Annotated in this window: 18 protein-coding genes; 5 read left to right on the forward strand and 13 right to left on the reverse strand. The window is 70.7% G+C overall.

All coding sequences use genetic code 11. The features are described 5' to 3' along the window. Positions 1–36: 36 nt before the first annotated feature. The 7 genes from ASF21_RS09045 to ASF21_RS09075 form a co-directional block, all read right to left on the reverse strand. A complete protein-coding gene (locus ASF21_RS09045) occupies positions 37–1,266 on the reverse strand; it encodes a helix-turn-helix domain-containing protein (protein ID WP_055769854.1) in 1,230 nt (409 codons plus the stop codon). Between the two features lie 102 nt (positions 1,267–1,368). Further along, the gene (locus tag ASF21_RS09050; protein ID WP_055769856.1) at positions 1,369–2,067 is read right to left on the reverse strand and encodes a glycosyltransferase; all 699 of its coding nucleotides are present in this window, start codon (positions 2,065–2,067) and stop codon (positions 1,369–1,371) included. Continuing rightward, positions 2,064–3,431 carry a bifunctional PIG-L family deacetylase/class I SAM-dependent methyltransferase gene (locus ASF21_RS09055; protein ID WP_055769858.1) on the reverse strand — a complete coding sequence of 456 codons (1,368 nt, stop codon included), beginning with the start codon at positions 3,429–3,431 and terminating at the stop codon, positions 2,064–2,066. The genes ASF21_RS09050 and ASF21_RS09055 overlap by 4 nt, the downstream gene beginning before the upstream one ends. After that, the gene (locus ASF21_RS09060; RefSeq protein ID WP_157365826.1) at positions 3,425–4,474 is read right to left on the reverse strand and encodes an acyl-CoA dehydrogenase family protein; all 1,050 of its coding nucleotides are present in this window, start codon (positions 4,472–4,474) and stop codon (positions 3,425–3,427) included. Before ASF21_RS09060 ends, ASF21_RS09055 begins: the two co-directional genes overlap by 7 nt. 142 nt (positions 4,475–4,616) lie before the next feature. Further along, positions 4,617–5,885, reverse strand: a complete 1,269-nt coding sequence (locus ASF21_RS09065) for an MFS transporter (protein ID WP_055769859.1) — start codon at positions 5,883–5,885, stop codon at positions 4,617–4,619. Continuing rightward, positions 5,882–6,496 carry a TetR/AcrR family transcriptional regulator gene (locus tag ASF21_RS09070; protein ID WP_082471398.1) on the reverse strand — a complete coding sequence of 205 codons (615 nt, stop codon included), beginning with the start codon at positions 6,494–6,496 and terminating at the stop codon, positions 5,882–5,884. The genes ASF21_RS09065 and ASF21_RS09070 overlap by 4 nt, the downstream gene beginning before the upstream one ends. Before the next feature lie 154 nt (positions 6,497–6,650). Next, on the reverse strand, positions 6,651–7,100 hold the full coding sequence (locus ASF21_RS09075) for a hypothetical protein (RefSeq protein WP_055769861.1): 450 nt from the start codon (positions 7,098–7,100) through the stop codon (positions 6,651–6,653). A 291-nt stretch (positions 7,101–7,391) separates the two neighbouring features. Between ASF21_RS09075 and ASF21_RS09080 the strand changes: the two genes are divergently transcribed. Further along, entirely contained in the window at positions 7,392–8,774 is a 1,383-nt protein-coding gene (locus tag ASF21_RS09080) for an MFS transporter (RefSeq protein ID WP_055769863.1), read from the forward strand. Between the two features lie 126 nt (positions 8,775–8,900). On the opposite strand, the gene ASF21_RS09085 is transcribed toward ASF21_RS09080, so the two are convergent. Beyond that, on the reverse strand, positions 8,901–9,806 hold the full coding sequence (locus ASF21_RS09085) for a LysR family transcriptional regulator (protein ID WP_055769865.1): 906 nt from the start codon (positions 9,804–9,806) through the stop codon (positions 8,901–8,903). A 121-nt stretch (positions 9,807–9,927) separates the two neighbouring features. Between ASF21_RS09085 and mmsB the strand changes: the two genes are divergently transcribed. After that, the gene (mmsB, locus tag ASF21_RS09090) at positions 9,928–10,818 is read left to right on the forward strand and encodes a 3-hydroxyisobutyrate dehydrogenase (RefSeq protein ID WP_055769867.1); all 891 of its coding nucleotides are present in this window, start codon (positions 9,928–9,930) and stop codon (positions 10,816–10,818) included. 23 nt (positions 10,819–10,841) lie between these two features. Then, a complete protein-coding gene (locus ASF21_RS09095) occupies positions 10,842–12,326 on the forward strand; it encodes a CoA-acylating methylmalonate-semialdehyde dehydrogenase (RefSeq protein ID WP_055769869.1) in 1,485 nt (494 codons plus the stop codon). A gap of 131 nt (positions 12,327–12,457) precedes the next feature. On the opposite strand, the gene ASF21_RS09100 is transcribed toward ASF21_RS09095, so the two are convergent. The 3 genes from ASF21_RS09100 to ASF21_RS09110 form a co-directional block, all read right to left on the reverse strand. Continuing rightward, positions 12,458–13,300, reverse strand: coding sequence for an NAD(P)-dependent oxidoreductase (locus ASF21_RS09100; RefSeq protein ID WP_055769872.1), 843 nt, complete (start codon positions 13,298–13,300; stop codon positions 12,458–12,460). Between the two features lie 62 nt (positions 13,301–13,362). Further along, positions 13,363–14,028 (reverse strand): SDR family NAD(P)-dependent oxidoreductase, encoded by a 666-nt coding sequence (locus ASF21_RS09105; RefSeq protein ID WP_055769874.1) that lies wholly within the window; start codon positions 14,026–14,028, stop codon positions 13,363–13,365. Between the two features lie 78 nt (positions 14,029–14,106). Then, positions 14,107–15,246, reverse strand: a complete 1,140-nt coding sequence (locus ASF21_RS09110) for an ROK family protein (RefSeq protein ID WP_157365827.1) — start codon at positions 15,244–15,246, stop codon at positions 14,107–14,109. Positions 15,247–15,451: 205 nt separating this feature from the next. Here ASF21_RS09110 and ASF21_RS09115 point away from each other — a divergent pair, with 205 nt between their 5' ends. Both ASF21_RS09115 and ASF21_RS09120 read left to right on the forward strand, forming a co-directional pair. Beyond that, on the forward strand, positions 15,452–17,086 hold the full coding sequence (locus ASF21_RS09115; RefSeq protein WP_055770725.1) for a glycoside hydrolase family 13 protein: 1,635 nt from the start codon (positions 15,452–15,454) through the stop codon (positions 17,084–17,086). Between the two features lie 372 nt (positions 17,087–17,458). Beyond that, positions 17,459–17,992, forward strand: coding sequence for a DUF1992 domain-containing protein (locus tag ASF21_RS09120; RefSeq protein WP_082471465.1), 534 nt, complete (start codon positions 17,459–17,461; stop codon positions 17,990–17,992). A 13-nt stretch (positions 17,993–18,005) separates the two neighbouring features. Here ASF21_RS09120 and opgC read toward each other — a convergent pair whose 3' ends face one another. Beyond that, entirely contained in the window at positions 18,006–20,615 is a 2,610-nt protein-coding gene (gene opgC, locus ASF21_RS09125) for an OpgC domain-containing protein (RefSeq protein WP_055769876.1), read from the reverse strand. Next, positions 20,612–22,684, reverse strand: a complete 2,073-nt coding sequence (locus tag ASF21_RS09130; protein WP_082471399.1) for a glycosyltransferase — start codon at positions 22,682–22,684, stop codon at positions 20,612–20,614. The genes opgC and ASF21_RS09130 overlap by 4 nt, the downstream gene beginning before the upstream one ends. Between the last annotated feature and the right edge of the window lie 223 nt (positions 22,685–22,907).

Consider the following 22,907-nt stretch of genomic DNA (forward strand, 5'->3'; position numbering starts at 1 on the left):
CGACAGCCCGTACGGCCGAACGACCGAATCGTCGCTTCAGGCGTCGAGCGCTCGTATCTGGTCCGTCAGCTCACGGGCCTTCTCGTCGGCACCGGCTTCCCCGTGCAGGCGGGCCGCCTCCCCGAAGTGGTGCACCGCCTGCCTGCTGGAGCCCAGGGCTGCGTAGTACATCCCGAGGCACTCCTCCAGGTCTGTCAGGGTCTCGAAATCCAGAAGCTCCCTTTGCCCCGACACCGTCCCCAGGAAGCGGCCGGCGGTGTCGAGGTCGCCCACCAGCAGAGCGTACCGGGCGAGCGCGAGTGCGAGTTCGAGCCGCTGCGCCTCCGTGCCGATCACCGTGAACCCGAGCTCGGCGAAGTCCAGGGAACGGCGGACGGACGCGTCCGCGAGACCTGCCTGCAGGTGCAGGGTGGCACTCGATCGGTGGAACTGGGCCCACGCGGCCAGATCGGCCTGCGGCAGGAGGAGCCGTGCGGCGAGTGCGTGGTATTCGCGGCCCTTCTCGATGTTCCCCCGGCGGAAGGCGATGTTGCCGACGGCCCAGGCTCCCCGGGCGATGAGCAGTGACGGCACCGTCACCGAATCGGGTGTCAGGTCGAGGCCGGTCGCGACGTCCCACGCGTCGTCGAGGTCGCCCTTCACCGACAGGGCGGCGATGAGGATGAACGTCGCCTGGAAGCGGACGGACGCGTCATGGTCCGCCAGGTGTTCGACGATCTGCACGGCCTCCTGCGCGAGCGCCACGGCCTCGTCGAGCCGTCCGAGGCTCCGCGCGATGATCGAGAGACGTCCTAGGACGATCGAGGACATCTCGGGTGTCGGGGCCAGCAGGGACGAGGTGTGCATGCGCCGGAGTACGGCCTCGGCCTCCTCGAGGCGACGCCGGGAGATCAGGGACTGCGCCTGGAGCATCGACATGTCCCACCAGGCCGGTGCGTTCTGCTGTTCGTGGGCGATGACGGCGGCGTGCTCGGCCTCCGAGGCGGCGAGGGAATCGTCCTGCAGGTCCCGGGCGTAGTTCGCGGCGAACATCGCGGTCGCGAGCGCGGGCTGGTCATCCGCGGCAGGAGATTCCACCCACCAGCCCAGCGTCTGCACGTCCATGCCGAGCTGTGCGGCGAAGTGCCGCACCATGTCCGGCGTCGGCTGGCGTTGCCCCTGCTCCAGCAGGGAGATGAAGCTCGGGGAGTAGACCTCGGCCCCCAGTTCGGCCTGTGTCAGCCCTTTGGCGCCGCGCGCCTGGCGCAGCATCTCCCCGAATCGCATGACCGTGTTCTTCCCCCCGAAGTGCCCCGCAACCCGCTCCGTACGGCGGGCCGCTGATGACAGGTCCTGTCTAACAGATCCCCCGGACATTCAGGAAAAACGTCAGACCGCCCGCACGCCGAGGGCTCCGAGGTAGGTCGAGAAGCCGGCGGGGACGCGTCCCACGGTGCGCGACGACGTCGTGACCTGCAGCGCCCCTGAGGCGGTCCACCGCGCCCCGGCTTCCCGGGCACGGTGCACGAGATCGACGTCCTCGTCCTGGGCCAGCGCCCGGAACCCGCCGATGTCCTCGTAGGTGCTGCCGCGGACACCGAGGTTGGCGCCGTGGACGTGGTGGTGCCCGTCGTCGGGTGTGTACGCCTTCGACCAGAGCTGCAGGCGGTCCGCGTTGTCCGCGGTCAGGGTGGGGCGGACCGTGCCGAGGACGACGTCGTGCGTGGAGCCGAGGCGGTGGTGGCCGACCAGCCAGTCGCGCGGGACGAGCGTGTCCGCGTCGGTGTTGGCCAACCACATGCGCGCAGGCTGGCTGCGGGACCGGGCGAGGGCGTAGCGCACACCGGCAGCGCGTGCCGCACCGACCGAGCCGAAGTTCCCGGCGATGACGGAGACACCGGGCATGCTGCGGGCCGCGGCCTCGGAGCGGTCGGTACAGCGATCGAGCACCACCGTGACCGAGACCAGGACGCGGGGGACGGTCCGCAGGAGATGCACGCGCGCGGTGTCGATCGCGGCGAGGCACGCGGGCAGCCACTGCTCCTCGTCGCGCGCGGGGACGACGACGGCGACGTGGCCGGGGATCACAGCAGGCCTTCGCGGCGTGCCACGGAAACGGCCGGCGCGGGGACGAGGACCTCCAGGAGGAAGTCCTCCTCGGTGTGGAGGGCCAGCGTCGCCAGGCCGGACTGCCGGCGGACGCGCTCGTGCACCGCGTCGCCGTCCAGCTCCCAGCCCTCGATGGGGTGGCGCCAGTGGCACAGGACCAGGACGCCGTCCTCGTCGAGGGAACCGAGGATCAGCCGGAGGACGTCGTCGAGCTGGTCCGACGAGAGGAAGTACCCGGTCTCGGACAGGACCACGAGGTCGAAGGGTCCGTCCTCCCGCGGCCAGTCGCGGGGCACCGTGGCGAGGCGGGCCGAGGCTGCGTCCGCCAGGACGAGCGCCTCGTTGGTGCGCCGGACCGCGGTCTCGCTCGTGTCGAGGGCCAGCAGGTTGTCCGAGATCGCCGCGAGCTCACGGGTCAGCGCCCCGACGGAGCAACCGATCTCCAGCGTGCGGGAGAAGCGGCTCCGCGGCAGGCTGGCCAGGGTCAGGGCGCGCTTGCGCTGCTCGTAGAACCGCTCGGCCACCTCCCAGGGATCGGCGTGGTCGCGGTGCAGCCGCTCGAAGGTGGAGCGGCCCTCGGTCACGAAGAACGCCTCGACGTTCCGGCTGAAGTGCTCCAGCACATCGGGCGTCAGCAGGACCTCGTCGCCTGGCGCGTCCGAGAGCGGCTGGGTCTGGGAGACGTGCGTGGCGAGCGCGGACTCCTTCCGGGTGTGGTCCTCCGCGCCGAGCGGCAGCAGGAGGATCCCGTCGAGCTCCTCCTCCTGCTCCTCGACGGACCCCCAGTGCCAGAGCCAGATCGGGTACTCGAGCAGGGGGATGTCGCGTTCGGTGCACACCCCTGCCGCCGCCCGGCCCGCGGCGTCGTGGTCGGGATGCCCGTCACTGCGCCATGGGGCGGCGACGAGCGTGCGGGTGTCCTCGCCGTCGGCGAGTTCGCGCCCCAGCACGGCGGCGACGTCGTCGTCGGCCACCCCGCCGTCGGGCAATCCCTCGAAGGACACCCGGGCGGCGGGTGCGAGCACCTGGACGGCGTTCAGGACCTCCTCGCGCCGCACCTCGGCCAGCCGCGCCGGGGTGTGCGTGGGGGAGTCCGGGTGCGAGCCCTCCCCGTCGGTGAGGACGACGACGTCGCACCGGACGCCGTCGCGCGCGAGCCGCGCCAGGAGGCCGCCGGCGCCGAGGGTCTCATCGTCCGGGTGTGCTGCGAGCAGGAGGAACCGGGCCGGGAGCCGGCCGTCGAACAGGGCTTCGACCTGCAGGTCGCCTGCGGTGCGGTCGTGCTCCCACGTGCGCCAGTGCGATTCCGGCGTGCCTGCGCCGTCGTGCGTGAAGCTCACCATGCCGGACCTCCCGCCGCCGCGCGTTCGAGGACGCGCCGGCCGAGGGCTGCGTCGTCACGCTCGGCGTGGTGCTGGCGGAGGTAGAGGTGCAGGTCCGCGACGCGCCCGGCGTGGCGGTCGTCGAAGGCCAGCGGCGCGGGGCCGAGGCCGTGGGCGGCCGCGTCGAGCACGAGCTCGGCGCAGCGGAAGGCGGTCGCGCGGACGCGGGCCGCGAGGAGCGCTCCGTCCTGTCCGGTGGCGCGGCCGGCGTCCACCTCGTCCGCCGCCCGGGTGAGCAGGGTGCGCGTCTCGTGCAGGGCGGCGTCCACCCGGCCGAGGTGCATCAGCGCGATCTGGTCGGGGGTGCGGCGCCGGGCGGCGTCGAGCAGGGTGCGGGCGATGCCGAGGGCTCCGCCGTACCAGCAGGCCGCGACGCCGATGCCGCCCCAGGCGAAGCCGTCCCGCGTGAGGTACCAGTCGGTCCCGCCGATCGGTGTGGCCGTGACGCCGTCGAAGCGGACGGGCGCGCTCGTGACGGTCGGCAGGCCACGGCTGATCCACGTCCCCGCCGGCTCGGCCGTGACGCCGGCGCTGCGGAGGTCCACGGCGAAGGCCCGCCGGCCGCCGTCGTCCAGGTGTGCCGTGACGACCGCGCGGTCGAGGTGTCCGGCGAGGGAGCACCACGGCTTGGTGCCGGTCAGGGTCCAGGCGTCGCACGTCCCCGAGGTGGCGGTGAGGGCGAGGCCGGGCTGCTCGGCCGCGAAGACGCCCCAGGTTCCGTGGCCGCCCGGAGCGGCCGCGTCGGGCAGTCCGGCCTGGTCGAGGATGGCGAGTGCATCGAGGTGGGGTTCGACGACGCGGGCCACGGTGAGGTCCGCCGCGGCGAGGGTGGTCAGCAGCTGCCAGGTCACGGCGGTGCGGCCCGAGCCGGGGAGGGGCACCGCGGCGCCGAGGTCCAGCGCGAGCTCGAGGGTCCGGGGGAGGGAGTCCCGTACGGCCTCGACCCTGTCCGTGAGGAACCGGAGCGAGGGGTCCGAGGTGTCCGCGGGCGATCCGGCCGTCACGCGAGGAGGTCCTGACTGCACCGCTGCGCCTGCGGCCCCGCTCGGCGGCGTCACGGACGTGGGATTCTCGGGGACCCGGCGGGGATGCGCAACATATTCGAAGTGTACTGACGTTCCCCGGAAGTGCTTGCGCCGTACGGCATCAGCGGTGGGGGTGTACCCTCCGCGGCAGCACGCCGGAGGCGAGCAGGGTGAGGATCCCGGCGAGCGGCACCACCACCAGGCCCACGCGGAGCGAGGAGACGTCCGCGATGGCCCCGACGATCGGGGGTGAGAGAAGGAACCCGAGGCGCATGAGCCAGCTGATGACGGTCAGGCCCGTCCCGGTACGCAGGCCCGGCAGTTCGTCCGCCGAGTGCATGGCTGCGGGCACCAGCGTGGCGACGCCGAGCCCGGCGAGGCCGAAGCCGAGGATGGTGAGCGGCACGGACGGGACGAGGAGCGCGATACCCATGCCGGCCGCCGTCAGCACCCCGCCCGCCTGGGCCACGGCACGCTGTCCGAACCGGTCCACGAGGCGGTCCCCGAAGAGCCGTCCCACGAACTGCAGCCCAACGAGCGCCACGAAGCCGAGCCCGGCGACGGTCGGAGTCGCCTCGAGGGAGGTGCTGAGGTAGACCGCGGCCCAGGTGCTGCCGGCATCCTCGACGAGGGCTCCGGCGATCCCGATGACCACGAGGGCGGCCAGGATGCCGGCGGTCGCGGGGGATCGCCGTCGGGCCCGCGCACCACCGGCACCCTCGGTGCCGGTACCTGCCGCGTCGGCGGTGCCGGATGTGTCCGCAGGGTCCGCAGGGTCCTTCGGGTCCGCGGGCTCGGCGCCGGGCAGGAGATGGCGGTAGCTCACGAGGGTCAGGGCGCTGAAGAGCACGAAGGACACCGTCAGGTGGAGTCCGCGCGGAACGGCGAGACCCGCCGCCGCCGCGCCCATCAGCCCGCCGATCACCGCGCCGATGCTCCACACGGCATGGAAGGAGTTGAGGATGGAGCGCCGGTACAGCTTCTGCACGCGGAGGCCGTGGGAGTTCTGGGCGACGTCGGTGATCGCGTCCATCGCCCCGGCCAGGAACAGGGTGACGGTGAGGACCGCCCAGGAGGGTGCGATCCCGGCGAGGAGGATCGACAGCCCGATGAACCAGGTCCCTGCCGTGGCGACCCGGGAGGACCGGAAGCGGCGGACCAGGGCGCCCGAGGCCAGGCCCGCCGTGATCGCACCGAGCGGGAACGCGGCCACGGAGATGCCCAACGCCGCGTTGCTGAGGTCCAGGCCGTCCTTGATGGCCGGGTAGTGCGGCAGGATGTTCGCGAACAGGGCGCCGTTGGCGAGGAACAGGGCGCTGACGGCGAAGCGCGCGCGGGCGAGGCGGCGGGGTGTGTACTCCGTCTCCTGCGTCGGGGTGGTGGCGCTCATGGCCGGACGATCCTCAGGATCGCGGCGCGGACCGTCCCGACGCCCATGGGGTCGAGGGAGAGGGCGCGGTGGAGCGTGGTGCCCTCGATGAGTGCGTCGAGCATGAGTGCGGTCTCCGGATCGAAGTGGGTGTGCAGGGCGGCGCGGCTGCGCGCCATCCAGGCGTCGGTGATGCTGCGGAACGCGGGACGCCGGGCGGCCAGCGCATACAGCTCGAGGCTGGCGAGCATGGTCTCCGGCGACGTGAGGGTAGTGCCGGTGATGAGCCCGACGACGGCCTCGGCGGCGTCCGCCCTGCTGGTGGCGGCGGAGAGTGTCGCGTCGAAGACGTCCGCCGTCCGCTCGGCGAGCACGGTGAAGGCCGCGTGCAGGAGGTCGTCCATGCCGTCGAAGTGGTAGGTCATGGAGCCGAGCGGCACATCTGCGGCAGCGGCGATGCGGCGGTGCGTGGTGCCGGCGACACCGTGCTCGGCGATGACGCCGAGGGCCACGTCGATGAGCCGCTCGCGGCGCTGCGGGTCGTGGCGGCGGGCACGCGTCGGGTCGCCTGCGGCAGGAGCGGCTGGTGCCCCGCGGTCCGCAGACCTGTGCGCGGCCGGACCGGGCGTCACGGGGCGAGCCTGCGGATGCTGCGTCCGTCGTCCTCGATGAATTCGTGCCGGGTCATGCGTTACCTGCCGTCGTCGATGCCGATGGGTACGATCGTATGCATCATGCGTACAGATGTACACACCAGTCTTGCGAGGTGACGACGGCAGGAGCGGCTCAGGCCTCCGGGGGGAGCGCCTCGTGGTGTTCCTTGCCCTTGGTGCGGCGGTCCTCCTTCATCTCCGCCTCGAACAGGTGCCGCTTGCCCTGGACCAGCGAGTCGCGGGCTTCCTTCTCGAAGGACTTGAACTCGGAGTAGTAGTGGTCGTCGTAGTCCTCCATGATCTGGAACGTCCACCGGCCCTCGATCACGTTGCGGCCGATGATCTCGGTGGCCAGCTTGTCCGCGATCTCGGTGTGGCCCGCCTTCCGGAACAGGTCCTCGGCATCGGACAGGTTGAGGTCGGCCTTGCCGGTGAGGCGGTGGAAGCCGTAGAGGTAGCCGCGGGCGTGCTCCACGACCTCCAGGGCTTCGGAGAGCTTTCCGAGGGCCTCGACGGTGAGGTCGGAGACGCCCTCGGGGCGCTGGTGGGTTGCATCGGGACCGGGGGTGTCAGGGGTAGCCATATGCGTACCGTACCCAGAAGCTCCGACACTCACACGGGTGCGGCCGAGCCGGTGCACATGGCGCATCGGTTGCCGTGGTCGACGCCGGTGCGCCGGGAGCGGGCCGGACGGCGATGGTGACCCCTCCTGTGCGTAAATGCAGAAGTGGTCTGCACTAATCGGCGTTGATCAGCCCCCTGGGCAGCGCGATACTCATAACGCCCCGATGTGTGCTCCGTCACAGTGCGCATCGGCCAGCGGAGGCCGGTCACGGCCGGCCGTGTCAACGAAGACACCGAAGGAGCAGCCCGCATGAGTTCAGCGCAGCACACACCACCGCAGCGGCAGGAGCCCGACGTCGAGCAGTCGGGTCTCAAGAAGGTCGTGGTCGCCTCGATGGCCGGCACCGTGGTCGAGTGGTACGAGTTCTTCCTCTACGCCGCGGCGGCCACGCTGGTCTTCGCCACCGTCTTCTTCCCGAGCGCCGATTCCGAGCTCGACGCGATCATCGCCGGGTTCCTGACCTACGCCGTCGGCTTCGTCGCCCGGCCCATCGGCGGGATCGTCTTCGGGCACTTCGGCGACAAGTACGGCCGCAAGCAGCTGCTCCAGGTCAGCATCATCCTCGTGGGCGTCTCCACCTTCCTCATGGGTTGCCTACCCACCTTCGACCAGGTGGGCTACTGGGCTCCCGGACTCCTCGTGGTGCTGCGCTTCATCCAGGGCTTCGCGGTGGGCGGCGAGTGGGGCGGTGCCGTGCTGCTGGTCGCCGAGCACAGCCCGAGCAGGAGCCGCGGTTTCTGGTCGAGCTGGCCGCAGTCCGCCGTGCCCATGGGCAACCTGCTCGCCACCGGCGTGCTCTTCGGTCTGTCGGCCGTCCTCGACGAGGCGTCCTTCCTCGGCTGGGGCTGGCGCGTGGCCTTCTGGCTCTCCGCCGTGATCGTGATCATCGGCTACTACATCCGCACCAAGGTCAATGACGCCCCGATCTTTCTCGAGGCCCGCAAGGAGGTCGTCGACGAGGCCAAGGGCTATGGCGTCGTCGAGGTGTTCAAGCGCTACCCGCGCGGCGTCTTCACCGCCATGGGCCTGCGCTTCGCCGAGAACATCCTCTACTACCTGGTGGTCACCTTCAGCATCACCTACCTCAGCACAGTGGTCGGGGAGGACCGTACGCGGATCCTGCTGCTGCTGCTCGTCGCGCACTTCCTGCACTTCTGCGCCGTGCCGATCGTCGGCCGGTACTCCGACCGCTTCGGCCGGAAGCCGGTGTACCTCGCCGGCGCCGTCCTCGGTGCGACCTGGGGCTTCTTCGCCTTCCCGATGATGGACACCGGCAATGACCTGATCATCCTCGCGGCCGTGACGATCGGGCTCTTCTTCCACGCCCTCATGTACGCGGGACAGCCGGCCATCATGGCCGAGATGTTCCCCACGCGCATGCGCTACTCCGGGGTGTCGCTCGGATACCAGGTCACCTCGATCGTCGCCGGCTCACTCGCTCCAATCATCGCCGCGACCCTGCTGCGGGACTACGGCTCCTCGACACCGGTGGCCATCTACCTGCTCCTGGCCTGCTGCGTGACGATCGTCGCCGTGCTCCTGCTGAAGGAGACCCGCGGCATCTCCCTGCTCGACGTGGACGAGGCCGACGCCCGCGGCACGGCGGACCTCCTCGCCGCCTCGAAGAAGTAACGGTCCGACGGCCATGACACGGGACGACGACGGCGGCGGGCCCGCGCCGTCGTCGTCCCGTGCCCTGAGCGGCATGACGGTGATGCTGCGATGTGGGCGCCCGAGGTGTCGGTGCGTGCCGAGCGGTCAGGCGGCCAGTTCGTCCGCGCGCTCGCCGATCTCCCGACGGATCGCCGCGACCGCGACCTGCACGGCTGCGGACCGGAGCGACTCCGGTCTCGCCACCGCCCAGATGGGCAGCTGACGGTGGAAGCCGTCGTGGAGCACCGGCAGCAGCGCGGAGCCGGCGGGCACCATGAAGCTCGGCAGCAGGCCGATCCCCGCCCCCGCGTGGACCGCCTCGACCTGGGCGAAGATGCTCGTCGACTGGAAGGACGAGACGGGCAGGGGCAGCTGGGAGGAGCGGTGACCGAGCTCCTGCACCTGGAGCGCCGACTCCACGTAGGAGACGAAGCTGTGGTGCCGGATGTCCTCGAGCCGCTCGGGCAGGCCGCGCCGCTCCGCGTACGCCGGCCCGGCATAGAGGCGCAGGAAGTAGTTGGTGAGGAAGATGGGCTCCGCCGTCGCGGTCTCGGTGCGTCCAACTACCACCTCGAGATCGACGCCGGAGCGGTTCTGGCTGGCCTTCCGCGTGGCACTGAGCATCTCCACGTCGAGCCGCGGGTTCTCCTGCTGCAGCCGCACGAGCGCGGGGGTGACGAAGCGGGCGCCGAAGCCGTCGGGCGTGCTGATGCGGAGCATCCCGGTCAGGGCGTCGGACCTGGAGCGGCGCGCCTCGAGGTCCCCGAGGCTCTGCTCGATCGCCTCGGCGGCGGTGACGGCGTCCGCTCCGAGCGCGGTGAGCTCCCAGCCCTGCGGAGAGCGCTCGAGGGTGCGTCCACCCAGCTGCCGGTCGAGGGCGACGATCCGGCGGGAGATCGTGGTGTGCGTGGTGCCGAGTGCTTCCGCGACGGCGTTGAAGCGGCCCAGGCGGGCGACGGTCAGCAGGATGAGGAGATCGTCCGGACTCGGCAGGCGGCGGACGTCGACCATGGTCCTCCTCCGTCCGCGCCTGTGCAGAAACGTTCACACCGTCTGTGATTTCTTCCCTTGATCGCACTGTAACAGCGGGAGAGGCTGACATGGAGACACCCACGAGCAAAGGAGCTTGGACATGGCAACGATCGGCTGGATAGGACTCGGGAACATGGGCGGTCCGATGACCGCCAACCTGGTGCGGGCGGGCCACACGGTGCAGGGTTTCGACCTCAGCGCCGACGCCGTCGCGGCGGCAGTGGCGGAGGGCGTGACGGCGGTGGAGGGGATCGCCGGGGCCGTCAAGGGCGCGGACGTGGTCTTCACGATGCTGCCGAAGGGGGACCACGCACGGGCGGTCTACCTCGGTGAGGACGGTGTCCTCGCGCACGCGGACACCTCGACCCTCCTGATCGACTCCTCGACGATCGACATCGAGTCCGCAGCCGCGCTGCACGAGGCCGCCGCGGAGCGGGGCTTCCGGTTCGTCGACGCCCCGGTCTCGGGCGGCATCAGCGGGGCGAAGGCCGCGACCCTGACGTTCATGATCGGCGGCGAGGACGGCGCGGTGAAGGAAGCCACCGGATTCATCGAGCCGATGGCGAGGAACATCATCCCGACGGGCGGGGCCACCACCGGGCAGGCCGCCAAGATCTGCAACAACCTGATGCTGTTCGTCAACCTCGCCTCGACCGCGGAGGGAGCCGTGCTCGCCGACCGCCTGGGCCTCGACAAGCAGGTGTTCTGGGACATCGCGTCCGTGTCTTCCGGGGACAGCTGGGCCCTGCGCACCTGGTACCCGGTGCCCGGCGTCGTCGACACGGCGGCGTCGAACAACGACTTCGCCCCCACCTTCACCACCGAACTGGCGAACAAGGACATCGGACTCGCCATCGCCGCTGCGCGGGGCACCGATACGCCCCTCGAGATCGGCGAGCACGTCCAGCAGCTCTTCCAGCGCCTCATCGACCAGGGCGAGGGCGGCAGGGACTGCTCCATGATCATCAAACTCGTCGACGGCTCGCTCTGATCCCCCCGAGAGGACTCACCCCCATGCAGCAGATCCCGCACTACATCAACGGAGCACGCGTGGCCGACGCCGAGCGCTTCGGTCCCGTGTTCGACCCCGCCACGGGCCGGCAGGAAAAGGAAGTGGCCCTGGCCTCGCCGGCGCGCGTGGACGAAGCGGTCCGGGCTGCCGAGGCGGCCCTTCCCGGCTGGCGGTCGGCGAGCCTCGCGAAGCGTGCCGCGGTCTTCTACCGGGTCCGGCAGCTGCTCACCGAGCGGAAGTCCGAGCTCGCGGCGATCCTCACCAGTGAGCACGGCAAGGTGCTCTCCGACGCCGAGGGGGAGATCTCCCGCGGCCTCGAGAACATCGAGTTCGCCACGGGACTCGGCCACATGCTGAAGGGCGAGCGGTCCGAGCAGGTCTCCACGGGGGTGGACGTGCACTCGATCCGCCAGCCCGTCGGCGTCGTCGCCTGCATCACGCCCTTCAACTTCCCGGCGATGGTCCCGCTGTGGATGATCGGCAGCGCGATCGCCTGCGGCAACACCGTGCTGCTGAAGCCCAGCGAGAAGGATCCGTCCTCGTCCGTGTTCATCGCCGAGCTGTTCACCGAGGCGGGACTGCCGAACGGCGTGCTGAACGTGGTGCACGGTGATCGCGAGGCCGTGGAGACCATCCTCGACCACCCGGGCGTGAAGGCGGTGAGCTTCGTCGGCTCCACCCCGATCGCGAGGACCATCTACACGCGGGCCGCCGCCAACGGGAAGCGCGTCCAGGCGCTGGGCGGTGCGAAGAACCACATGGTGGTCCTGCCCGACGCGGACCTGGACATGGCTGCCGACGCCGCGATCTCCGCCGCCTACGGCTCCGCGGGGGAGCGCTGCATGGCGATCAGCGTCATGGTCGCGGTGGGTGACATCGCGGACGATCTCGTCGAGGCGGTCCGCTCGCGCATGGCCGGCCTGAGGATCGGGCCCGGCACCGACCCGTCGTCCGAGATGGGACCGCTCATCACCGCCGAGCACCGCGACCGGGTCGCGTCCTACGTGACCGGCGCATCGGCCGAGGGCGCCACGGTGGTCGTCGACGGGACGCAGCAGGAGTTCGGCTCGGACGGCTTCTTCATCGGCGTCTCCCTCGTGGACCACGTGAAGCCGGGCATGAAGGTGTACGACGACGAGATCTTCGGCCCCGTGCTCTCGGTGGTCCGGGTGGCGACGTACGCCGACGCCGTCCGGCTCGTGAACGAGAACCAGTACGGCAACGGCGTCGCGATCTTCACGCGCGACGGCGGTGCGGCGCGGCAGTTCGAGGTCGAGGCCGAGGCTGGCATGGTGGGCGTCAACGTCCCCATCCCGGTGCCGGTGGGCACCTACTCCTTCGGCGGCTGGAAGGACTCCCTGTTCGGCGACACGCACATGTACGGCCCGGACAGCATCCGCTTCTACACGCGGGGGAAGGTCGTCACCACGCGCTGGCCGGACCCGTCCACGTCGGCGATCGACCTCGGCTTCCCGCAGGTCGACTGAGGCCTCGGCGGACGGGACGCAGGTTCTCTCGGACGTGCGTCCCGCCCTTTGAGGAACCCCGCGCGGGTAGCGAGCCATCGCTGCCAGCAGGGGCAGACATGCCCTTATGAGAGCTCGGACCGGGCGGACGGCTACAGCTCGGGCTTCGCGATCACCGCGATGTCGTCGTCGCCCGCGCCGGCGCGCTGTGCCTCGGTGAGCGACTGGAGGACGGCCGTGACCGCGGGCAGGGGATCGGGCGTGGAGCGCAGCATGAGGCGCGCATCCTTCGCCAGGAGATCCGCGGAGAACTGGGTGTCGCCGAAGGTCCCGCCCGTGATGACGGGGCCCTTCATCCCGGCGATCACGCCGAGGCCCGTGCCCTTCAGCAGGTCCAGGACCGCCGCGGCGTCGAGCCCGTTCGCCTTGCCGAGGCGCAGGGCCTCGACCAGGCCCTGCAGCGTGATCCCGAGGGCGAGGTTGGCGAGCAGCTTCCCGGTCGCGGCGTCCGACGGCGTCGCCACGCGCCGCAGGCGCTCGGCGTCGGCCCAGAGGGCAGCGAGGGGCTCGACGACGTCGATGTCCTCCACGGCGCCCCCGAGGAGGACGCCCAGCTGCCCGGCCCGGGCCGGCGCGAGGCTCCCGATCACGGGTCCGTGGACGTAGCGGACGCCGGCGGCGGTCGCGTAGTCGGCGAACTCGCGGGCGTCCTCGGGGGAGACGGTGGTGACGTCGAACCAGACGGCCTCGGCCGGGATCTCCAGGCCCGAGAGCACCACCTCGCGGACGGTGTCCGGACCGAAGAGGACCGTCATGACGACGTCGGCTTCCTGCACCGCGGCCTCGGGGGAGTCTGCGTGCGTGGCGCCGGCGTCACGGAGGCGCTCAGCGGCGGCGGGCGTCCGGTTCCAGACCGTGAGGTCGTGGCCGGCCTGGAGCAGGTGCACTCCGAGCTCGTGTCCCATGCGGCCGATGCCGAGCAGTGCGATCTTCATGAAGTCCTCCGGGTAGGGGTTCGTCGGGGTGGTCCGGGCCGCCGGTGCGGCGTACCGGCCGGTCAGTCGGCGCTGACCTGGTGGCGGAACGTGGAGCGCTGGGTGTGGAGGTCCCAGAGGATCCCGGCGAGGACCGCAGGGTCCTTCTCCGGATCGCCCTCGATGATACGGCCGCCGATGATGAGCTGCGACACCTGGATCCCCTCCTCGCCGAGCACCTCGTTCAGCAACTGGGCGTAGGCGGCCTGGCCGGCGAACGCGATCGAGGTGCCGGTCACCGCGCGGCCCGGCTTCACGGCGGATCCGCCGTTGACGAAGAGGATGGTCCCGCGGTTCTCGCCGAGGAAGCGCATGCCGGGCACCACCTGGTGGACGGCGGCCACGGGTCCGTAGATGGAGAACTCGATGGGCCCCTTGAGGTCGGCCGGCGTGGTCTCGAGGACCGGCCGCATGAAGTCCTTCTGCGGCAGCGGGCTGTACTGCAGGACCTCGATAGGACCGAGCGTCTCCGTGGCTGCCTCGAGCGCTGCGGTGATGGACGCGGGATCGCGCACGTCGGCGGCGAATCCCCGGGCGTGGATGCCCTCCTTGCCCAGGTCCTCCGCGAGGGAGTCGAGCTTGCCCTGACTGCGGGAGATGAGGGCCACGGCCATCCCCTCGGCTCCGAAACGCCGTGCCACGGCGGCTCCGAGGCCGCGTCCTGCTCCGATGATCGCAATAGTTGTCATGTGGGTGCAATTGATCAGGAGGCTGAATAATTCCGCGCGGACCGAGGCCCGCGTCCCGTCGCGAGCGGGGGAGCGCGATCAGTGCAGGGTGCCGAGGATGGTGCGCTGGATGACGACGGCGGACGCGCCCCGCGCCCACTGGGCGAAGTCGGTCGGCTGGCGGCTCAGCCGGATCGGGACGGCCTCCGGATCACGGTGATAGGCGATCGAGGCCTGCACGGCCGGTGCTGCGACCTCGGCGAGGTCCATGCCCTCGCCGGAGAGCACCACGAGGTCCACCATGGTCAGGTTGGCCACCGCCGAGATCAGCAGTCCCAGGGCCGTGCCCGCGGAGCGCACCACGCGGTCCGCGACGGGATGTCCGGCCACCGCCAGCGCGAGGATCTCGTCGTAGCTCCGCTGTTCCCCGGTCGACGCGGTGAACTGCGAGCGGATCGCGCGGATGGTCAGGACGGCGGACGAGCAGCCGAGGTGTCCCTCGCTGCAGCGCGGTCCGGAGGGATCCAGCGGGTAGTGCCCCGCCAGGCCGAGGCCGGCGTCGGGAGGGGCGATGACGGTGTCATTGATGACCAGTCCGTACCCCACGCCCGCTCCGACCGTCAGGACGGCGAAGTGCTTCTCCCCACGGCCCGCGCCGAACCACTGCTCCGCGATGGTCAGGGCGACGACGTCGTTCTCGACGACGACCGGCAGGCCGGTCCGCTCGTGCAGGAGATCGGCGAGGGGGACGTCCCGCCAGCCGAGGAACGGAGCCCGGAGGACCTCTCCGCCCGCGCCCACCTTGCCGCCGATGCTCACGCCGATCCCGCTGAACCCGGAGAGCGGGCCGAGATCGGCGATGGCCTCCACGATGGTGTCGAGGACGTCGCCGACCCCGTGGTCGGGCAGTCTGCGCTCGCCGGAGGCGACGACGTCGGCCTTCAGGTTCGTGGCGACCACCGCTGCGGAGTCGCCGGTCAGTTTGACGCCGATGAAGCGGTGCGCATCCGGGCTGATCTCGAGGGGCCGGACGGGCCGTCCTATGGCCGCCGCGGTGGCTTCCTCCGATTCGCGCAGCACGCCGGCCTCCAGCAGCGGCCTGCTGAGCCGGGTGAGGCTCGCGACGGACAGGCCCAGGCGGGCCGCGAGGTCCGCCCGGGAGATGGGCCCGCGAACGAGCACCTCGCGCGCGAGGGCCCGGGCCGGGCTCTGGAGCGACAGGGACATGAGCGCCTGCATGGCATCACTTCCTTAAGGCTCGGTTCCTCGTTGACAGTATCTTTATTTCTACCGTAGAAATAAAGAGGGGAAGTCAATCGCCTTCCTCCGGAAAGCCGTTTCACCACCGAGAGGCCAGACCCACGTGACTTCGACCGTCAACCCCGATCTCGACTCGGCCGTCGATGCGACGGCGGACTTCGCCCCCGCTGCCCTCGACGAGCGCATGCAGGACCCGAACTGGTGGCGCCAGGCCGCCGTCTACCAGATCTACCCGCGCAGCTTCGCCGACTCCAACGGCGACGGCATCGGTGATCTCAAGGGCATCACCTCGCGGATCCCCTATCTGAAGTCCCTCGGCATCGACGCCGTCTGGCTCAGCCCGTTCTATCCGTCCGCCCTCGCGGACGGCGGCTACGACGTCGACGACTACCGCGACGTCGACCCGAAGCTCGGCACGCTCGAGGACTTCGACGAGATGATCGCCGCCCTGCACGAGGCCGGCATCAAGCTCATCGCGGACATCGTCCCCAACCACACCTCCAACCGGCACGCCTGGTTCCAGGAGGCCCTCGCCTCACCGAGGGGCTCGGCCGCACGCAACCGCTACATCTTCCGCGACGGGAAGGGACCGGACGGCGCCGAGCCGCCGTCGGACTGGGATTCCGTGTTCGGCGGCCCCGCCTGGGAGCGCACCGAGGACGGGCAGTGGTACATGCACATCTTCGCCCGCGAGCAGCCGGACCTGAACTGGGACAACCGCGAGGTCCGGGACGATTTCCTCACCACCCTCCGCTTCTGGTCCGACCGCGGGGTGGACGGCTTCCGCGTCGACGTGGCGCACGCCCTCACCAAGGACATGACCGAGCCGCTGCCGCTGAAGGCCGCGCTCGGCTCCGAGAGCGAGAACAACAACGGGCAGCACCCCTTCTGGGACCGCGACGAGGTCCACGAGGTTTTCGCCGAATGGCGGGCGGTGTTCAACGAGTACACCCCGCCGCGCACGGCCGTGGCCGAGGCCTGGGTCCATGCCGAGCGCCGCGCCCGGTACGCCAGCCCCGAGGGACTGGGCCAGGCCTTCAACTTCGACCTGCTGCAGGCCGACTGGAACCCGGCGCAGTTCCGCGAGATCATCACCAGGAACCTCACCGAGGCGACCTCCTCCGGGGCATCGTCCACCTGGGTCTTCTCCAACCACGACGTCGTCCGGCACGCCACCCGCTACGGCCTGCCGGCCGCCGGCCCGGACAGCACCCCGGCGGAGACCAGCAGGAACTGGCTGCTGAGCGGCGGCACCGCACCCACGCTCGACCGCGGGCTGGGGGAGCGCCGGGCGCGCGCGGTCTCGCAGCTCATGCTGGCCCTGCCCGGCTCGGCCTACGTCTACCAGGGCGAGGAGCTCGGGTTGCACGAGGTCGCGGACATCGCCGACGAGGACCGCCAGGACCCCACCTTCTTCCGCAACACCGGCGTCGACGTGGGCCGCGACGGCTGCCGCGTCCCGCTGCCCTGGACGAAGGACGGTACGTCCTTCGGCTTCGGCTTCGACGGGGCGCACCTGCCGCAGCCCGCCTGGTTCGGGGAGTACGCGGTCGAGGTGCAGGAGGGTGACCCCGGATCGCACCTCAGCTTCTACCGCCGCGCGCTCGACCTGCGGCGCGAGCTGCAGGGCGACGAGGACTTCACCTGGGAGGACGGGACCGTCGCCGATGTCCTCCACTTCACCCGGCCCAGCGGCTGGCAGAGCATCACCAACTTCGGCTCGGCGCCGGTGGACCTGCCGGCGGGACGCGTGCTGCTGAGCAGCTCGCCCCTCGAGGACGGGAAGCTCCCCGCGGACACGACGGCCTGGCTGGTCTGACGAGCGGACCTACGACGGCGGGTCACCCCGGCTCCGGGGTGGCCCGCCGTCGTCGTGTGCGCCGTGCCCCGGGGCAGACGTGCGGGCTGCCGGATCCGCTCCGCCGGGCTCGACGCGCCACGTCCGGCTGCCGGATCGCGGGATGGCTGCCGGGCTGATGCGCCTGCCGGGCGTACACCCTCGGAGGGCAGGACGCTCGTCTGCGGGACGGTTGCACAGCGTGCGGCGTCCTCGGAATACTGGGATGCGAGGCACGACGGCGGACCGACGCGGGAGGGCAGCGGCATCAGCAGGTCGAACGAGCACGAGGAGCGCCTGCGCAAGGCCGCCCAGTACCGCGCCGCGCACGAGGGCGGCGACGCCGCGGACGCCATGGCCGAACTCGACCGCCAGCACGACGACGGCGGTTCCGCGGACAGCGGGATGGCGCCCCTGCGCCAGGGTGAGGACGAGGTCAGACGGGCCCGGCTGATCGTGGACCGCGCGATCGCCCGCGGCGAGTTCGACAACCTGGCGCTCGCCGGCAAGCCCATCCCCGGGCTGGGGGAGGCCCATGACCCGGACTGGTGGGTCAAGGGCCTCATCCAGCGGGAGAACATCACGGGGCTCGGACCGCGGGCCATCCTGCTCCGTACCGAGGACGCCGAGCTCGACGACCGCCTGGACCGCCAGTACACCGAGAAGCAGGTGCGGGACATCCTCGAGGACTTCAACTACCGCGTCGTGGACGCGAGACGCCAGCTGCTCGGCGGTCCGCCCGTCATCACCGGACTCCGCGACGTCGACGCCGAGGTGGAGCGCTGGCGTGCGCGCCGGGACGCCGCCCGCCGCGCCGCCGAGGCAGCCGCTCCGCCCGAGCCCCGGAGGACGTCCTTCTGGCGGAGGGTGTGGCGCGGCTCGACCTAGGCCGGAGCCGGTATCAGTTGGGGATGACCGAGAACAGGACCTTCTTCTTCACCATGGCCCAGATGATCAGGGTGACCGCGGCGTGGATGACCAGGCCCTGCCAGAAGCTGGTGCGGTCCAGTCCCGGCAGGTTCCCGACCGCGAGCACGAAGAACACGTGGACGATGAACACGTACAGGCTGGACTGCCCGAGCGGGATGTAGAGCCAGCCGAAGGCCCTGTTCAGCGGCTTCCAGAAGGAGGTCAGGATGGCGTGCGCCGCCACGACGAAGAACGCCAGGTCGATCAGGCGCCCCGGCTGCATGAAGACGCGGACGTACCCGGCATCGTACAGGCTCTCGTAGAAGCCGGCGGGGATGAACGGGAGCTGCAGGCGGAACGTCGAATCGAGCCAGAGCAGGCCGAGGCCGAGTGCGTAGAGGCCGAGCAGCGTGCCGATGAGGATCTTGCCCCAGCTCCGGCTCAGCGTGTCGATGATGCGGCGGCGGTAGAAGCCGATCACGATGCCGTGCACGAAGATCACCTGCCCGGTCAGCAGTGGGAACACGTCCTGGAACTGCGAGTCGAGCACACGGACGTGGACGATGCTGTCCAGCACGTACAGGGCCCAGCTGACCAGGAGCAGCAGCCACCACAGCTTCCTGCGCAGCAGCTCGACGAGCAGCGGCACCGAGAGGGTCAGCACCACGAACAGTCCCATGATGTTGAACGTCCACGGCCCCATGCTGAGCAGCAGCAGGTCCTGGATGGCATAGCCGGGCGGTGGGTAGTCGAAGAGGCGTGCCGCGTTCGGGTAGAGGTCGTAGACCCGCCCGACGGCGCCCTCCCCGGTGTCCCCCGTCCCGCGGTCGGTGAAGGTGGTGATCACGGAGGCGTCGATGAACGGCACGAGCGAGAGCAGGTAGACGGCGATCACGACGCCGAGGGCGGTGAGGTAGAGGCGCAGGGCTCGCTTCATGTTGCCCTTGAGGGCGGCCATCGGACCGAGCTTCCGGACGGCGATGGGATAGACCATCCCCATCACGACGCCGGAGAGCAGCACGAACAGCTCGGCCCCGGTGATCGCGCCGACGATGTTGAGCGCCACGAAGGACCACGGCCCCGCCACCTCGATGTGCGTGACGACGACGGCGGTGATGATCCAGCCGCGCAGCAGGTCCAGGCGCATGTCCCGCGGGTTCTGCTCGTTCGGGTAGCGCCACTGCGGCACGACCTTCCGGGCCAGGCCCGCGAGGAGCACCAGCAGGAACAGCCCGACGACGGAGGCCACCAACCAGCTCATCGCCGTGTTCGTCGAGGCCCCGGACTGCCAGACCTGCGACGTCGACTCGTTGGCGTCCTCCTGCCGGATGACGTCGGTGACGGGTCCCAGGCGGAGGTCCGCGGAGATGCCGAGCGTGTCCGTGAGCGCCGCCGTCGCCCCGTCCTCGACGCCCAGGCGCCAGTCGACGATGTGGCCCTCGGCCTCCGGTTCGGGCCTGGACGCTTCGAGCCAGGCGACCATCCCGAGCTCGGGGTACTCCGCGGCGATCGTGGGATCGAACAGCTGGTCGAGCCAGGCGGCCTTGATGTCGGCCTCGGGCGCACTGTCGGCGTCCTCGGGATCGAAGAGGGCCGCGGTCTGCACCAGGAACCGCTTGTCCTTCCCGGCGGCGTACACCTTGGCGAAGTCGATCGTCGGGGCACCGGGTGCGATGCCGTAGGTGCCGGCGAGCTGGTCGGCGAACTTGTCCGGCTCGGGGAGCACGGAGGTCTCGATGGCCCCGGAGTACTCGCGGGTGCCGTCGGCACTCGTCGTCGGGCCCTGCTCGTAGCTCCCGAAGTGGTACATCGACAGGCCCACCCAGTCCACAACGTCGTCGCCCGGGTAGTACGGGGCGTACGGGTCGTCGCCGCCGTCGATCAGGCCGTTGCCGTTCGTGTCGAGGGCGGTGACGGAGCCGGCCTCGAGCCCCTCGACGGCCCCGTACGCCTCGGTGAACGGGTAGCCGGCGGCGTAGGACGGTGCCCAGACCAGGGCGGCACCCGGTACGCGCCCGTGCACGGCGCCCGCCACGGCCCGGAAGGCGTCGACGTAGGCGTCCGGCTGCTGGCCCCAGCTGTGCCAGGTGCCGTTCATCTCGGGTGCGAAGCGGAGGAAGAAGGAGGTGCGGAACTCGTCGCCGATGCGCGCGAGCGTGTCCGCGAGGAGCTCGGCGTCCGCCGTGGTCAGTTCCTCGAGCGGCCTCGAGGGTTCGAGCGTCACGACGGCGAGCGCACCGAGCGGTGCGTCCTGGCGGGCGAGATCTGCGAGGTCCCGCTCGGCCTCGGCGTCGAGCGGATAGGCCACGGGCCGACTGAAGAACGACGGCGTGATGCCGGTGCGGTCGGCGTAGGCGCGGGCGTTGTCGGCGGACCAGTCGAGCTCCGGGCCGAAGTACCGCCCCTTCGCGAGGCCGGTCGGGTCCTCGACCGGGAGCTGGTCGGCCCCCGCGCTGATGGTGGCATCCACCGTGGCGGCGGGCTGGTTCCCGGCCAGGGCGTGGGCAGGGGTGCCACCGCCGAGGATCCCGGTCACCAGGACCAGGAGGAGGACCAGGGCCCGCAGGCCGGCGGCTGTCGCCGTGGTCACCGTCGCGCTCACGCCTTCGCGTCCTGCCGGGCCTTCGCCTCCGCGATGTCCGCCTGGTAGTGCTCGTATCCGCGGTAGCGGACGGCCTCGATGATGACGCTGAAGATCACCAGGTCGAAGACGACCCAGACGATGTTCACCGAGGTGCCGAGGATGTCGGCCTGTCCCACGAGCATGCGGACGACGCCGATGATCACGGCGGCGACCAGCAGGCCCATCGCCCACAGCTGGGGTCTCACGAGGTCCCAGCGGAGCTGGTGGTCCTGCTGCAGGGTCTTCGGCGTGACGGCGAAGTCCAGGCTCCGGCCGAGGTAGACGTTGCCGAACGCCGAGGTGATGGACCGGATCCAGATGGGGAACAGGGCGAGCGAGTACTGCTGCCCGCGCCACGTCTTCACGCCCTTCCCGACGACGGCGAACAGCAGCTGGTTGACCAGCAGGAACGGGATCAGGCGGATGAAGAACTCCGTGCTGATGGAGCTGACGGGGAGGATGCCGAAGATCAGGTAGATGATCGGCGCGGCGATGTAGATGATCGCGGCGAAGCCCGAGAGGTAGCTCCACATGGTCGCCCCGTACATCAGTTTCTGGGCGATCGTGAGGCCCTTCTGCGCGAAGGGGTTCTCGCGGAACAGTACCTGGATGGTGCCCTGCGCCCAGCGCAGGCGCTGGGTGAGCATGGAGTTCAGGTCCTCGGGCGCCAGTCCGTCGGCGAGTTTCTCGTGGTGGTAGGCCGTCTCCCACTTGAGGGAGTGCAGGCGCATGCACGTGGCCATGTCCTCCGTGACGGAGATGGTGGCCATGGGCATCACGGCCTGCGCCTCGCCGCCGCGGTCCGCGTTGACCGACTCGATGAGCACCCGGACGGCGTCGATCGCGGCGAGGGGCGACCAGGAGCGCTGGGCCAGCTGGTCGAGCGCGGCGTCGTCGACGACGGCGAGCCCGGGCGTGCTGATGGAGGCGTCCTGCAGTCCCTCCTCCAGCCCGATGATGTCGAGGTCCGCGAGGGAGGCGAGGTCCTCGTGGAAGGCGGCGATGTCCGCGGCGACGAGCCCGCGGGTCACGGCCTGCATGCGCTGCTGGAACTCGTAGGTGACCTCGGAGATGCCGTGGCCCTTCCCGAGGCGCCGGCGCACGCGCCGGATGTCCTTCGCCACGAGGTCGAGGGCTTCCTCGACCCGCTCGGAGTCGGGGCCCAGGCCTTTCTTGGCCTTGGCGATGACCTTGTCCGAGGTCTTCAGCGCCTTGTGGAGGGCCAGTTCGATCTCCGTCACGTACCGCGTGACGCCGAGCTGCATGAGGGCCTCGCGGCGGATGATCGCGTTGGACCCGCAGAAGAACGCCGCGTTCCAGCCGTCCTTGCCCTGCTGGATGGGTCCATAGAACAGGGGGGCCTGGCTGCCCAGGGGATCGGAGTCCGGGACGTTGACGAAGACCTGCGGCGTCTGGACCAGGGCCATCTTCTCGTTGGTGAAGTAGCCGAGCGTCCTGTCGAGGATGAGCGGATCCGGGATCTGGTCGGCGTCCAGGATCACGAGGAATTCCCCGTCCGTGGACATCAGGGCGTTGTTGAGGTTGCCGGCCTTCGCGTGGCGCGGCATGTCCTTCCAGTCGGCGGAGCGCGTGATCCAGCCGATGCCCTCCGCCTCGGCTGCTGCGCGCACCTCGGCGCGGTTGCCGTCGTCGAGGATCCACGTCCGGTGCGGGTAGCGGATGGCCTTGGCGGCGCGCGCCGTGGTGAGGACGAGGTCCAGCGGCTCGTTGTAGGTGGTGATGAAGACGTCCACGGTGAGGCCCTCGGGTGCCTCGGGCGGCGTGCGCTTCTTCAGCCTCCACACCGTGAAGCCGAACAGCAGGGAGTCGATCAGCGAGTAGGTCTCCGCGAGGATCAGCGGGATGGCGATCCACCAGGCGTCCCAGTTGATGGAGAAGAGCCACCGCCACGCGATGTAGTTGATGCCGAGCACCGCGGTGACCAGCACGATCGCCCGGACGAGGAGCGTCCTGCCCTTCGGGAGGTCGTCGCTCGCGGCGCGGCGCCGGGTGCGCGCGGACAGCCCGGTCGTCGGAGTGTTCCCCATGCTTCTGTGCTCTCCATCTGCTGCGCACGCGCTGAGGCGCGTCGCTTCGGTGACTTGTGTGCGCCGGGCCGGCCGCACTGAGACGCTCACCGGGCCACGAGGGACCGTGCAGCATGCACCAAAGGTACCCGAGCGTGCTCCTGCTGCCACGTCGGGCATGGACTTGCGGCAATGCTGGGCACAATCTGCGCCGGCGCGTGGTTCCGGCCGCATGCCGGTGCGG

The organism is Arthrobacter sp. Leaf234 (assembly GCF_001422665.1).
Lineage (GTDB): Bacteria > Actinomycetota > Actinomycetes > Actinomycetales > Micrococcaceae > Arthrobacter_D.

Excerpts from the sequence above, each read along its gene's own strand:
- mmsB (WP_055769867.1), top strand. The coding sequence starts at position 9,928 with ATGGCAACGATCGGCTGGATAGGACTCGGGAACATGGGCGGTCCGATG.
- ASF21_RS09100 (WP_055769872.1), bottom strand. The coding sequence starts at position 13,300 with ATGAAGATCGCACTGCTCGGCATCGGCCGCATGGGACACGAGCTCGGA.
- ASF21_RS09085 (WP_055769865.1), bottom strand. The coding sequence starts at position 9,806 with ATGGTCGACGTCCGCCGCCTGCCGAGTCCGGACGATCTCCTCATCCTG.
- ASF21_RS09095 (WP_055769869.1), top strand. The coding sequence starts at position 10,842 with ATGCAGCAGATCCCGCACTACATCAACGGAGCACGCGTGGCCGACGCC.
- ASF21_RS09045 (WP_055769854.1), bottom strand. The coding sequence starts at position 1,266 with ATGCGATTCGGGGAGATGCTGCGCCAGGCGCGCGGCGCCAAAGGGCTG.
- ASF21_RS09120 (WP_082471465.1), top strand. The coding sequence starts at position 17,459 with ATGGCCGAACTCGACCGCCAGCACGACGACGGCGGTTCCGCGGACAGC.
- ASF21_RS09075 (WP_055769861.1), bottom strand. The coding sequence starts at position 7,100 with ATGGCTACCCCTGACACCCCCGGTCCCGATGCAACCCACCAGCGCCCC.
- ASF21_RS09080 (WP_055769863.1), top strand. The coding sequence starts at position 7,392 with ATGAGTTCAGCGCAGCACACACCACCGCAGCGGCAGGAGCCCGACGTC.
- ASF21_RS09110 (WP_157365827.1), bottom strand. The coding sequence starts at position 15,246 with ATGCAGGCGCTCATGTCCCTGTCGCTCCAGAGCCCGGCCCGGGCCCTC.
- ASF21_RS09115 (WP_055770725.1), top strand. The coding sequence starts at position 15,452 with ATGCAGGACCCGAACTGGTGGCGCCAGGCCGCCGTCTACCAGATCTAC.
- ASF21_RS09105 (WP_055769874.1), bottom strand. The coding sequence starts at position 14,028 with ATGACAACTATTGCGATCATCGGAGCAGGACGCGGCCTCGGAGCCGCC.
- ASF21_RS09130 (WP_082471399.1), bottom strand. The coding sequence starts at position 22,684 with ATGGGGAACACTCCGACGACCGGGCTGTCCGCGCGCACCCGGCGCCGC.
- ASF21_RS09055 (WP_055769858.1), bottom strand. The coding sequence starts at position 3,431 with ATGGTGAGCTTCACGCACGACGGCGCAGGCACGCCGGAATCGCACTGG.
- ASF21_RS09065 (WP_055769859.1), bottom strand. The coding sequence starts at position 5,885 with ATGAGCGCCACCACCCCGACGCAGGAGACGGAGTACACACCCCGCCGC.